We start from the raw sequence: 13,922 nt of genomic DNA on the forward strand, positions 1-13,922 counted from the left end.
CCGCCGCGGGCCGGCCGGCTCGCGAGCCGGGCGACCTGGCGGCGCGACGTGTTACTTCCACTGGTACAGCATGCCGGCGCCGATCACCTTCTGACCGCCGCTGAAGCCGCCGTTGATCGACGCCTTCAGGTTCTCCGTGATGCGAGCCTGCATGTTGACCGCCATCGCCTTCTGGCCGAGGAAGGTCGACGTGCCGACCCCCATCCCGAAGTTGGCATCGCGATCGAGCTGCGGGATCGACGCCATCGCGCCGACGGCCGCGATACCCTGCTTCGCCATCTGGTCGGTCTGCTGCAGTTGCGAACCCAGCGAGTTGATCTGCGCCTGCTGGCCCGACAGTGCCGTCGACAGCGTCGTCTGAACCTGCGTCAGCTGGTTCACGTTCACTGCGTCGGTGCCTTGCGTACCCGGCGCGACGTTCACGATCTGGCGCTGCTGCGTGTCGCTGCCGACCGAGACGACGTTCTGGCGGCCGCCATCCGTCGAATTCGCGCCGATCGCCACCGAGTTCGAGCCGGCGGTGACGGTCGGGTGATCGTTGCCGGTACCGTTCATGTCGGCGGCGATGCCGTTGTTGTTCACCGCGCGCGTCTGGTTGTTGTTGATCGTCGTCGACAGCGAGTTCAGCGTGTTGCTGATGTTCGTCACGCCGGTCGACAGCGATGCCACGTTGCTGTTCGTCGTGCTCAGGCCGGTGGACAGCGAACCGATGCCGGTCGAGGTGGACGTGGACAGCGACGATACGTTGCTGTTCGTCGAGCTGAGGCCCGTCGACAGCGAGTTGATCGCGGTCGAGGTCGACGTGGACAGCGACGACACCGAGCTGTTCGTCGAGCTCAGGCCGGTGGACAGCGAGCCGATGCCGGTCGACAGCGACGCGACGTTCGATGCGGTGGACGTCGACAGTGCGTTGACCGCGTTGTTCGTCGCATTGAGCTGGCTGCCGTTGATCGCGTCCGTGCTGCTGGCTGAGATCCGGCCCGCGGCGACGTTCGTGATCTGGCGTTCCTGGCCCGGCGCGCCGACGCTCACCACGCCGACCGGCGAGTTGCCGGCGAAGAAGTACGTGGCGCCGCCGATCGTGGCGCTCGACGTCGGGTTCGCGGCACTCGTGACCGAGTTCGCCCCGAGCGCGATCGAGTTGGCGACGTTGGCTTGCGCGTTCGTGCCGAAGGCGAGCGCGTCGGCGGCCGTGGCCTTGGCCGCCGAGCCGTAGGCCTGTGCGCCGGTGGCGCTGGCCGTGGCCTGGTTGCCCAGCGCAATCGTGTTGTCCGCGGTGGCCTGGTTCGAGCTGCCGAGGGCGAGTGCGCTGGCGCCGTTCGCGGTGTTCGCGTTGCCGAGCGCCACTGCGCCGTTGCCGGTCGCCGTGTCGTTCGCGCCCAGCGCTACCGCACCGGTGCCCGTCGCGATGCTCGGGTCGCCGATCGCGACTGCGCCGTCGCCGCTCGCGGTGTTGCCGGAGCCGATCGACACGGCCTTGCCGCCCGTTGCCGATGCGTTCTGGCCGATCGCGACCGCGCCTGCCGACTGCGCGTTCGAGCCGTCGCCGACCGCGACGCTGCTTGCGCCTGCCGCGCTGGCGTTGACGCCGGCTGCGAGGGCGTTGGTGCCCGTCGCGCCGTCGTTGGCGTAGTTGCTTTGCTGCGTGCCGTTGTCGTTGACGCTGTAGTAGTGCGTCTTCGCGTTGTTGATCGCGGTCGAGGTCGACGTGGACAGCGACGTCACCGAGCTGTTCGTCGAGCTCAGGCCGGTGGACAGCGAGCCGATGCCGGTCGAGGTCGAGGTCGACAGCGACAGGATCGTGCTGTCGGTCGAGCTCAGGCCGGTCGACAGCGAGTTGATGCCGGTCGAGGTCGACGTGGACAACGACGTGATCGAGCTGTTCGCGGACGACAGACCCGTCGACGTCGAGGTCGACAGCGAGGTGATCGAGCTGTTCGCCGAGGACAGGCCCGTCGACGTGGAAGTCGACAGCGAAGTCACCGAGCTGTTGGTCGAACTCAGGCCGGTGGACAGCGAGTTGATGCCGGTCGAGGTCGAGGTGGACAGCGACGTGATCGAGCTATTCGCCGACGAGAGGCCGGTCGAGGTCGAGGTGGACAACGACGTGATCGAGCTGTTAGCCGACGAGAGGCCGGTCGACGTGGAGGTCGACAGCGACGTCACCGAGCTGTTGGTCGAGCTGAGGCCGGTGGACAGCGAGTTGATGCCGGTCGAAGTCGAGGTGGACAGCGATGTGATCGAGCTGTTGGCGGACGACAGGCCCGTCGAAGTCGACGTGGACAGCGAATCGATCGAGCTGTTCGCCGAGGACAGGCCGGTCGAGGTCGAGGTCGACAGCGAGGTGATCGAGCTGTTGGCGGACGACAGGCCGGTTGACGTCGAGGTGGACAGCGAGTCGATCGAGCTGTTCGCGGACGACAGGCCCGTCGAGGTCGAGGTGGACAGCGAAGTCACCGAGCTGTTGGTCGAGCTGAGGCCCGTCGACAACGAGTTGATGCCGGTCGAGGTCGACGTGGACAGCGACGTGATCGAGCTATTCGCCGACGAGAGGCCCGTCGACGTGGAAGTCGACAGCGAAGTCACCGAGCTGTTGGTCGAGCTGAGGCCCGTCGACAACGAGTTGATGCCGGTCGAGGTCGACGTGGACAGCGACGTGATCGAGCTATTCGCCGACGAGAGGCCCGTCGACGTGGAAGTCGACAGCGAAGTCACCGAGCTGTTGGTCGAGCTCAGGCCCGTGGACAGCGAGTTGATGCCGGTCGAGGTCGAGGTGGACAGCGACGTGATCGAGCTATTCGCGGACGACAGACCCGTCGACGTTGACGTCGACAACGAGGTCACCGAGCTGTTGGTCGAGCTCAGGCCCGTGGACAGCGAGTTGATGCCGGTCGAGGTCGAGGTGGACAGCGACGTGATCGAGCTGTTGGCCGAGGACAAGCCGGTCGATGTGGAGGTCGACAGCGACGTCACCGAGCTGTCGGTCGAGCTCAGGCCGGTGGACAGCGAGTTGATGCCGGTCGAAGTCGAGGTGGACAGCGACGTGATTGAGCTATTCGCCGACGAGAGGCCCGTCGACGTGGAAGTCGACAGCGAAGTCACCGAGCTGTCGGTCGAGCTGAGGCCCGTGGACAGCGAGTTGATGCCGGTCGAGGTCGAGGTGGACAGCGACGTGATCGAGCTATTCGCCGACGAGAGGCCCGTCGACGTGGAAGTCGACAGCGAAGTCACCGAGCTGTTGGTCGAACTCAGGCCCGTGGACAGCGAGTTGATGCCGGTCGAGGTCGAGGTGGACAGCGACGTGATCGAGCTATTCGCCGACGAGAGGCCCGTCGACGTGGAGGTCGACAGCGACGTCACCGAGCTGTTGGTCGAGCTGAGGCCGGTGGACAGCGAGTTGATGCCGGTCGAAGTCGACGTGGAGAGCGACGTGATCGAGCTGTTAGCCGACGACAGGCCAGTCGACGTGGAGGTCGACAGCGAAGTCACCGAGCTGTCGGTCGAGCTCAGGCCCGTGGACAGTGAGTTGATACCCGTCGAAGTCGAAGTGGACAACGACGTGATCGAGCTATTGGCCGAGGACAAGCCGGTCGACGTGGAGGTCGACAACGACGTGATCGAGCTGTTGGCCGACGACAGGCCGGTCGACGTGGAAGTCGACAGCGACGTCACCGAGCTGTCGGTCGAGCTCAGGCCGGTGGACAGTGAGTTGATACCCGTCGAAGTCGAGGTGGACAACGACGTGATTGAGCTGTTGGCCGACGACAGGCCGGTCGAGGTGGAGGTCGACAGCGACGTCACCGAGCTGTTGGTCGAGCTGAGGCCGGTGGACAGCGAGTTGATGCCGGTCGAAGTCGACGTGGAGAGCGACGTGATCGAGCTGTTAGCCGACGACAGGCCAGTCGAGGTGGAAGTCGACAGCGACGTCACCGAGCTGTTGGTCGAGCTGAGGCCGGTGGACAGCGAGTTGATGCCGGTCGAAGTCGAGGTGGACAACGACGTGATCGAGCTGTTGGCCGACGACAAGCCGGTCGACGTGGAAGTCGACAGCGAAGTCACCGAGCTGTTGGTCGAGCTGAGGCCGGTGGACAGCGAGTTGATACCCGTCGAAGTCGAGGTGGACAACGACGTGATCGAGCTGTTGGCCGACGACAAGCCGGTCGACGTGGAAGTCGACAGCGAAGTCACCGAGCTGTTGGTCGAGCTCAGGCCGGTGGACAGCGAGTTGATGCCGGTCGAAGTCGAGGTGGACAGCGACGTGATTGAGCTATTCGCCGACGAGAGGCCCGTCGACGTGGAAGTCGACAGCGAAGTCACCGAGCTGTTGGTCGAGCTCAGGCCAGTGGACAGCGAGTTGATGCCGGTCGAGGTCGAGGTGGACAGCGACGTGATCGAGCTATTCGCCGACGAGAGGCCCGTCGACGTGGAAGTCGACAGCGACGTCACCGAGCTGTTGGTCGAGCTCAGGCCAGTGGACAGCGAGTTGATGCCGGTCGAGGTCGAGGTGGATAACGACGTGATCGAGCTGTTCGCCGACGACAGGCCAGTCGACGTGGAGGTGGACAACGACGTGATCGAGCTGTTCGCCGACGAGAGACCGGTCGAGGTCGAGGTGGACAGCGACGTGATCGAGCTGTTCGCGGACGACAGGCCGGTCGAGGTCGAGGTGGACAGCGACGTGATCGAGCTATTCGCCGACGACAGGCCGGTCGAGGTCGAAGTCGACAGCGACGTGATCGAGCTATTAGCCGACGAGAGGCCCGTCGACGTGGAGGTCGACAGCGAGGTGATCGAGCTGTTAGCCGAGGACAGCCCGGTCGAGGTCGACGTGGAGAGCGACGTGATCGAGCTATTCGCCGACGACAGACCCGTCGAGGTCGACGTGGACAGCGACGTGATCGAGCTATTCGCCGACGACAGCCCCGTCGAGGTCGAAGTGGACAGCGACGTGATCGAGCTATTCGCCGACGACAGGCCCGTCGAGGTCGAGGTGGACAACGACGTGATCGAGCTGTTCGCCGACGACAGGCCCGTCGACGTGGAGGTCGACAGCGAGGTGATCGAGCTGTTAGCTGACGACAGGCCGGTTGACGTCGAGGTCGACAATGAGGTAACCGAACTGTTGGTCGAGCTGAGGCCCGTCGACAGCGACGTGATGCCGGTCGACAGCGAGGCGATCGCGCTGCCGGACGTCGACACCGTGGTCGACAACGAGTTCACAACCGAATTGGTCGCGAAGAGCTGCGAGCCGTTGATCGCATCGGTGCTGGTCGCGGTGATTTGACCGGCCGCGACGTTGGTGACTTGACGCTCGGCACCAGGCTTGCCGACGCTGACCACGCTGGTCGGATTGCCACCCGCGAACGTGGCGGTTACACCGCCGATGGTGCCAGTCGGCGTCGGGTTCGGCGTCGACGTGGTGGAGCCGCTGCCGAGTGCAACGTCGCCGGCGTTGTTGGCCGTGGCGTTCTGGCCGATTGCGACCGCGCCGTTCGCCTTCGCGTTCGCGGTGTCACCGACAGCGACGCTGCTCGCACCGGCAGCGCTTGCGGCCACACCGGCGGCGAGCGAGTTGATGCCCGTCGCGCCGTTGTTATTGTAGTTGGCCTGCTGCGTGCCGCCGTCGTTGACGCTGTAGTAGTGCGTTTTCGCGGCTTCGATCGCGGTTGAGGTCGACGTGGACAGCGAGGTGATCGAGCTGTTGGACGAGCTGAGGCCCGTGGACAGCGAGCCGATGCCGGTCGACGTCGACGTGGACAGCGACAGGATCGAGCTGTTGGCGGACGAGAGGCCAGTCGAGGTCGAGGTGGACAGCGAAGTCACCGAGCTGTTGGCCGAGCTCAGGCCCGTGGACAGCGAGTTGATGCCGGTCGAGGTCGACGTGGACAGGGACGTGATCGAGCTATTCGCAGACGACAGACCGGTCGACGTGGAAGTCGACAGCGAAGTGATGGAGCTGTTAGCCGACGAGAGGCCGGTCGAGGTCGAGGTGGACAGCGACGTCACCGAACTGTTGGCCGAACTCAGGCCCGTGGACAGCGAGTTGATGCCGGTCGAGGTCGACGTGGACAGGGACGTGATCGAGCTATTCGCAGACGACAGGCCAGTCGACGTGGAAGTCGACAGCGAAGTGATCGAGCTGTTAGCCGACGAGAGGCCGGTCGAGGTCGAGGTGGACAGCGACGTCACCGAGCTGTTGGCCGAGCTCAGGCCCGTGGACAGCGAGTTGATGCCGGTCGAGGTCGACGTGGACAGGGACGTGATCGAGCTATTCGCCGACGACAGGCCGGTCGACGTGGAAGTCGACAGCGAAGTGATCGAGCTGTTAGCCGACGAGAGGCCGGTCGAGGTCGAGGTGGACAGCGACGTCACCGAACTGTTGGCCGAACTCAGGCCCGTGGACAGCGAGTTGATGCCGGTCGAAGTCGACGTGGACAGGGACGTGATCGAGCTATTTGCCGACGACAGGCCGGTCGACGTGGAAGTCGACAGCGACGTGATGGAGCTGTTGGCCGACGACAGGCCCGTCGAGGTCGACGTGGACAGGGACGTGATCGAGCTGTTAGCCGACGAGAGGCCGGTCGACGTGGAGGTGGACAGCGAAGTCACCGAGCTGTTGGCCGAGCTCAGGCCAGTGGACAACGAGTTGATGCCGGTCGAAGTCGACGTGGAGAGCGAAGTGATCGAGCTATTTGCCGACGACAGGCCAGTCGACGTGGAAGTCGACAGCGAAGTGATCGAACTGTTAGCCGACGAGAGGCCGGTCGAGGTCGAGGTGGACAGCGACGTCACCGAGCTGTTCGCTGAGCTCAAGCCAGTGGACAGCGAGTTGATGCCGGTCGAGGTCGACGTGGAGAGCGACGTGATCGAGCTATTTGCCGACGACAGGCCGGTCGACGTGGAAGTCGACAGCGACGTGATCGAGCTGTTAGCCGACGACAGACCCGTCGAGGTCGAGCTGGACAGCGAAGTGATCGAACTGTTAGCCGACGAGAGACCGGTCGATGCCGACGTCGACAGACTCGTGATGCTCGACGTCGTTGTGCTCGCGACCGAGTAGAGCTGGCTGCCGTTGATGGCGTCGGTACTGGTTGCGCTGACGAGGCCAGCCGCGACGTTCTGGATGCGGCGTTCCGAGCCGGGCGCGCCGACACTGACCACACCGTTCGCCGCGCTCGCGCCGGCGTAGGTACCGAACGTCTGAGTGCCGATCGTGGTGCTGCTGACCGTCCCGGTGCCACCGGTTGCCGTCGTCGCGGTGGCGCTCGTCACCGAGCCGTTGCCGAGGGCAACCGAGTTCGCTACGTTTGCCGTCGAGCTGACACCGATCGCCACTGCATTGGTGGCTGTAGCGCTGGACCCTTGCGCAATCGCGACGGATCCGCTGCCGGACGCGTTGGAGTTTGCACCCAATGCGGTTGCGAACGAATTCGTGGCCACACTGCTCGAACCCAGGGCGACCGAACCTGCCGCCCCGCTCGCGGTCGAGCCGTTGCCGAGCGCCACGGCATCCGAACCGGAGGCGAGGGCCTTGGCACCGAAGCTCCCGCTGTTGCCGATCGCTATCGATCCAGTGCCGGTCGACGTCACCGAGTTGCCGATTGCAATCGAGCCGTTCGTGCCCGTGGCAGTCGCGGTGCTGCCGATCGCCACGGAGCTGCCGTTCGACGTGGTGGCGTTGCCGATCGCCACGGCGCCCGTGCCGGTCGCCGAGTTCGCATTGCCAAGCGCGACAGCGCCCTGGCCGTTCGACGTGTTGTTCGCGCCGATTGCCAGAGCACCCGTGCCGGTTGCGCTGTTCGGGTCGCCGATCGCGACCGCGCCGTCGCCGCTCGCCGACTGGCCGCGGCCGATCGCAACCGCGCCGCCGGCTGCCGTGCCGCTGTTGGCCGTCGTGCCGCTCGAGCCGATCGCAACGTTCTGGCCCGTCCCGCCGGAGACGACGCCGTCGCCTTGCGCAATGCCGTACGCGCCGTTGACGGTCGCGCCGCGGCCGACCGCGATACCCGACGTAGCCGTCGACGCGACGGACGACTGACCGCCGATCGCGATGCTGTCCGAAGCGGCCGACTGCGCGCCCTTCGTTGCGTTGCTGCCGATTGCGATCGAGCCCGCGCCCGACGCGATGGTCGAGTTCGCTTGCGACAGCGGCGTCGTGCCGTTGCCGCCCGCACCGCCGATCGCGACGGAGTTCAGCGCGTTCGCCGTCGAGCCGAAGCCGAGTGCGGTCGCGCCGGCACCGCTGGCGGTGGTTTCGAGGCCGGCTGCGACCCCCCACAGGCCAGCCGACGACAGCATGCCGGTGGCGACGGCGCCGTTGCCGTTCGCCTGCGCGAACGCGCCATATACCGTGACGCCGGTCCAGCCGTTGCCGTTGGAGTTACATCCGGCCACGACCGAGTAAGTGCCGGAACCGTCGCCGGCCTGGTTTTGCGTGCCGCCCGGGTTGACGCGGCCGACCGCGCCGCTGCTTCCCGTAAGGCAGGACTGCAGTGTGGTGAGGGTATTCGCCTCGGCGAGCCCCGGCAGGGCGATCGCCAGTGCTGCGACTGCGGCAACCACGATGGCCGACTTGTTCGGCTTGCCCCGTGCCGAATCGATTTCCGATGCCGCGACCCAGGCGCCAAGAGCTTCGTTCCAGATCGAGCGGTATGTGCGGTTCATGTCCTACTACCTCCAAATGTGCACGCTACACACCGGTCTCTTTCGTTAGAGGAATATGCCGTGCGCTCGCGCGAATCTCAAAATTGATGGGCGGAGTTTATTGGAGGTCGATTTAATGAATTGACAAATAGTGATAAATGGAGGGTTTGGAAAGTTAAAAGATAGTCAATGCATCGTGTTTGGATGTATTCGTGAAGAATGAATTTGAAAGATGTAAGAATGTTACTTGCAGGGTTTGAGTTTTCTGGGTTTGCGCTGTGAATTTGTATTAAAATCAACGTGTTACGCGTGTTTTGTGCGGTGGGTAACACATGCGGGCGATCGAAAAGTAAGACAAATGAAATAGCAAACGTTTGCGCAAACGTCACACATTACATGTTTGTAATGTCTTGAGATGTGTGGGTTGATAATGTGTTGATCGACTCATTAACTTGTTAATTTGTGATTTTGTAGAGGATTTGTTTTTGTCTTATATGATTATCGGTAAATCAATTAAATATGGAGTTGCGAATATCTGGCTGTGCTGATTTGCGCATCTCGTCCGTCGAGGCTGCCCGTGTGGCGAGCGTTCCGGGCCGGCTGGCTCATCGAATTTGTAAAAAATTGATACAAAGCGACAGATAGTGTGCGTGGCATTCAACTATCGGATTTGTCCTATTGACGATATCTGCAATGTCGGTACATGGCAGGATTTGAACGCGTGTCGAACCGGTCCGTGAGGCGGTATCCGCCGTGGTTGCCCGCCTGGTGTCGACAGGATGCGAAAGACGCTGGTCGGCGTCGGCGGTGCCGCTCCCGAACTGTCCGAACATGGGTACGACAATTTGTCCTGCGCGGCGCGCGTATCGCAGCGCCGGTAGAAAAAGGGGGAGGAGTGAATGTGTCGGGCGCGCCACATTCAGCAGGCGGATGCAGGTCGATGCGCTCCCGCATCACATGCGACTGGTCGGCTTCGAGCGCCTGCACCCGAACGTCCGCTTGCCCGGAACCTATGGCAAGCGTCAGGGAGGAAGCCGGGCACCGGTGGCAACAGTCAGGCTGCGCAGCGTATCGCCGGCGACGGCGCGCACAACGTCGAGAGCGGAACCGGCGAGCGCGCTGCGCGTGCCGGCTCGCGCGTCTCGCGGCCGCGCCCCTCGACCTTACTTCTTGAGAAACCGCAACGCGAACCGCGCCATCCGCGGCACGAACATCGGGCGCAGCAGGCGCTTGTCGTAACCGGCCATCCGCCGGTCGTTCTCGACGAGACACAGCTCGATCAGCTCGCGCGGGTTCAGCGCATCGCCGATGTCGGCGGTGCCGGTCGCCGGGAAGTTCGCGTCACGCGCGGCGCCGTCGGCGTCGATGCCGCGCGCGATGCCGATGCGGTCGCGGATCAGTTGTACCCACACGGCCGCGACGCGTGCGAAGAACCACGGCCGGCGCCACCACGGCATCGTGCGCCAGTACCACGCATACCAGTTCGCGAAGAACAGGATGTGGCGCCCTTCTTCCTGGATCACGGGCTCGAAGGTGTCGACGAGTTCGGGCGGGAAATAGCCGGAGCGCTGCGCGGAGCGGAACAGGCCGAATGCGAAGAAGCTGTCGATGCACTCGCTGAAGCCCGTCATCATCCACGACCACTCGGGATCCTTCGGCGCCGGGTAGGCAGGCTCGGGCGCGAGCCGGATGCCGTAGGCCTCGACGAGCTTCGACAGCACGACCTTGTGGCGTGCTTCCTCGCCGCCGTCCATCTCGAGCGCGCGGCGCAGCAGCCGATCGTCGATCGTCGCTGCGTAGGTTGCGACGCGGATCGATGCGCGGCCTTCGGTTTGCACCGCGATGTCCCAGATCGGCAGCGACGTGAGCCGCCTGAGTTCGGCGGGCTTGAGCGCCGGCCAGTCGATCACGGCCGGTTTGTACGGATTGTGTGTGTCGAGCAGCATGCGACAGAACATCTGCTTGTGCGCATCGGAACCGATCCTGACCGGACCTTGACTCTCGAAGGTCCAGTTGCGCATCGCGTGATCTGCGGCTGCGTGCTCTTCCTGCAGCGTGTCAGTCATGGCTGTTGTTATGCGATTACGGGCCGAAAGATTTTTGCATAGCTTCCGTAAACGCGTATTTTCGTGCGGCCATGCGCACGCCCGTCAGGCGTGCGTCACGCGTGCGTGTCGACCCAGAGGCGACCCCAGCGGGACGCATAGGCGAGCGCGTGTTCCTCTTCGAAGAAGAAATCGATCGCGTCGAACGAAACGGAGCGCGACGACGGGCCGCCGCTCGCCCGCGCGATCGTCAGGTTGGCGGCGAACAGCCCGTTCGGCAACCGGGCGGCAGCGGGGGCGACTTCATAGCCCTTGTAGCGGATCGTACGGTTCATGGCGTGCGCGGAGAAAGTTCGGGCTTTCAGCGTACGAAAACCCGCCGGCTGCGTGAACCAATCTTTCGGCCAATGCAAATCATGCGGTGGACCGAATCGATATCGAGGAGGGTATGCCGGGGAAGGGGATTCAAGGCGACGCACCGGAGCGGTCTGCGCGCGGGGGGCGGTGTCGGCGCACGCAGCACATCGCCGCGCATCCGAAGGCGCGCCGCCCGCGCACGGCGAACCTTGTCGGCCGGGCGCGGGCGGCGGAGTGCAGGGGATTACTGGTTGGCGATCTTCAGCACGGGCGCGAGCGCGTCGACCGATGCCGCATGCGTGGCCGCACGATGCGACGCGAATGCGAGCGCGAACTCGGCCGCTTGCGCGCCGACCGTCTCGAGCTGTGCGACGACCTTCGGATCCGAGCAGCTATCGGCGTTTTCGAAACGCGTTTCGAGCGTGTTGACGGTCGCGCCGAACGGCGTCGGCCAGCCGCGCAGCGCATGGACGATCGAACGCAGCGACGTCAGCACGGTGCCGGCCGCCTGCCAGCCGTACGCGGTGACGATCAGGCCGACCGCGCGGCCGTCGAGATAGGGGCGATCGTCCGCGCGCAGTTCCTCGAGCGTGTCGAGCGCGTTCTTCACGAGACCGGAGACGCCGCCGTGATAGCCGGGCGTCGCGATGATGATCGCGTCGGCCTGGCGCACGGTGTCGATCAGTTCGCGCTGCGCGTCGGTCAGCGTTTTGTGTTCGGGTGCGTAGTGCGGCAGCGTATGCAGGAACGGGCCGTCGAACAGGCGCGTGCGCGCGCCGGCGGCCTGCGCGCCGCGCAGCGCGAACGACAGCGCGCGTTCGGTCGACGACGCTGCACGGGTGGTACCGCCGATGCCGACGACGAACGGGCGGCGGTGTTGATCGAATGCAGTCAAGGGGCGCTCCTCGGGGATGGCTTGCCCGGCTAAGCACAGGCTTAAAACCAGATGGTAACGACCCCGTCGCCACTCTGAAAACGACTTTTCGTTCTATCGATATGCCGCGCGGCGGGGGCAATCGTGTGCGCGGTCGCGCAGATCGATAGCAGAAATGCTTGGTTGGGACGGTACGCCACGGTCGATAAGATGGGCCCGTCTCCTCCATGATGTCTCTACTGACATGGGTTGGCCCCGCCGCGCGGATGCAGGCGGGGCTTTTTTTCGTCCCGGTCAGGAAAAGGGGCGCGATGCCTGCGGGCGTTGCCGGTTACTCGAATACCGGCCGGAAGAAGCTGCGTTCGTAGCTGACGATGCAGCGCGTTTCCTCCGCATAGCGGAACGCGGCCTGGCACGCCGGATCGTCCTTCGAGCGTTCGCGGTAGCGTTCGTACTCGGCGAGGCTCGGGAACGAGAACATCGCGAGCGCGATGTCGTTCGCGCCTTCGGACGGCAGGAAGTAGCCGTGATGCGTGCCGCCGAATTGCTCGACGAGCGGAATCCACATCTTGCCGTAGGCTTCGAACTGGTCGAGCTTGTACGGATCGATGACGTAGCGAAGGAAGCAGGTGACCATGAGCGCTCGCGGTGCGGTGAGGTGAGGGAACATCGAGTCTGGATCGCGTCGCCGCAGGTGTCAACGGAGTGCGCGCGGGGTGTCGATGCCGTCGCGGGATTCGTTGCTTGCGCGGACAACGATCGGCGCACTTTCATGCGTTCGCAACGATATCGGCAGAGCAGCGGCACGCAACGTTGCGACCGTTTTTCCCGCGCACATCTCCCCAAACTTTTACGACATTTTTTCTTGCGACGCCCACCGGCACGCTCCTAGACTTCGGGCATCCCAACCACGGAGCACTGCGATGTCGATACCCTGGAACGCGATTGCCGAACGTCTCCCTGCTGCGCCGCCTTCGGTGTGCGCCGACCGGGTGTTCGTACGGCGTTTCGATCCGGCAGTCGACAGCTACGCGCAACTCACGCCGATGCTGCATCGCGCATTCGCGCGGCTCGGCGCGATGGGGCTCAACTGTACGTGCGTCGATCAGGACGAAGACGTCACGCGCCGCCGCGCGGAAGCGGGCGAGTGCTACGTCGCCGTGTGCGGCGGGCGCGTCGTCGGCACGGCCACGCTGTATGGGACCGATCAGTCTTCGGCCTGCTCGCTGTACCGGCGGGAAGGCGTCGCGAGCGTGCGGCAGGTAGCCGTGGATCCCGATTGCCAGAGCCGCGGGATCGGCGCCTTGCTGCTGTCGTTCGCCGAGCAGTGGGCCGCGTTGCGCGGTTATACGCTGCTCGCGCTGGATACGCCGCATCCTGCATCGCATCTGCTGGCGTTCTACGGCGCGCAGGGTTTTGCGGTCGTCGACGTGATGCGCTTCGCCGGCAAGCGCTACGACAGCGCGATCCTCTGCAAGCGGCCTGTCGCGCAAATCGTGCGCCGCGCGTCGCCGGCGTCGCGGCTGGCCGCGCGTGTGGCGGCCGTGCGGCGTCTGACGCATGCGTTGCCGGCGCGCGTTGCGGCAGTGGCACGGCGCGACCTGCGCGTGCGCCGTGGCGCGGGATGGGCGGCGCGACGCGCGGCCGGCGCCGCGAGCTGCCGTTCGTCGCCATGGCGGCCGCGTCAGCATGGGCGCTACACGTTCGGCTGAGCGCCGCGCACTGGCTCCTTTTCCTGGTTTTACCGCGTAAACGTCGCGTGAGCGGAGTGTGGCGCTTCCGCTCGTGTACGGCCCATGAGACACCCCCGCCGCGCCGCGGCGAAACCGATGTTTACGCGCTTTTTGTGCTCTGCCGCGATGCTTGGCCGCGATCTTCACGCGAACCTTCACAAGATGGTCCAAGTGGAAACGGATGCTGCACGACCGTGCGCGCGACGGTGTCGGCCTGCGAAACGCGATGCCTGACGCCGTCACGACGGCTCGTCGCAGTCATGCGTTGCG

General features: G+C 64.8%; 6 protein-coding genes. 1 reads left to right on the forward strand and 5 read right to left on the reverse strand.

From position 1 onward, the window contains the following. Window positions 1-51: 51 nt before the first annotated feature. The 5 genes from ABD05_RS37865 to ABD05_RS23555 all read right to left on the reverse strand — a co-directional run bounded on the left by ABD05_RS37865 (window position 52) and on the right by ABD05_RS23555 (window position 12,556). Entirely contained in the window at window positions 52-8,664 is an 8,613-nt protein-coding gene (locus ABD05_RS37865) for an ESPR-type extended signal peptide-containing protein (RefSeq protein WP_148669173.1), read from the reverse strand. 1,142 nt (window positions 8,665-9,806) lie between these two features. Continuing rightward, window positions 9,807-10,709, reverse strand: coding sequence for a hypothetical protein (locus ABD05_RS23540; RefSeq protein ID WP_047902451.1), 903 nt, complete (start codon window positions 10,707-10,709; stop codon window positions 9,807-9,809). A gap of 95 nt (window positions 10,710-10,804) precedes the next feature. Further along, a complete protein-coding gene (locus tag ABD05_RS23545; protein ID WP_047902452.1) occupies window positions 10,805-11,023 on the reverse strand; it encodes a hypothetical protein in 219 nt (72 codons plus the stop codon). Window positions 11,024-11,289: 266 nt separating this feature from the next. Beyond that, window positions 11,290-11,940, reverse strand: coding sequence for an NADPH-dependent FMN reductase (locus ABD05_RS23550; protein WP_047902453.1), 651 nt, complete (start codon window positions 11,938-11,940; stop codon window positions 11,290-11,292). A gap of 310 nt (window positions 11,941-12,250) precedes the next feature. After that, complete coding sequence (locus ABD05_RS23555) at window positions 12,251-12,556, reverse strand: NIPSNAP family protein (RefSeq protein ID WP_047902454.1); 306 nt, start codon at window positions 12,554-12,556, stop codon at window positions 12,251-12,253. A 286-nt stretch (window positions 12,557-12,842) separates the two neighbouring features. Here ABD05_RS23555 and ABD05_RS23560 point away from each other — a divergent pair, with 286 nt between their 5' ends. Next, window positions 12,843-13,631: a GNAT family N-acetyltransferase gene (locus ABD05_RS23560; protein ID WP_047902455.1), complete on the forward strand. Its 789-nt coding sequence runs from the start codon at window positions 12,843-12,845 to the stop codon at window positions 13,629-13,631. The last annotated feature ends 291 nt before the right edge of the window (window positions 13,632-13,922 follow it).

Origin of the sequence: Burkholderia pyrrocinia (genome assembly GCF_001028665.1) — a bacterium.
Lineage (GTDB): Bacteria > Pseudomonadota > Gammaproteobacteria > Burkholderiales > Burkholderiaceae > Burkholderia > Burkholderia pyrrocinia.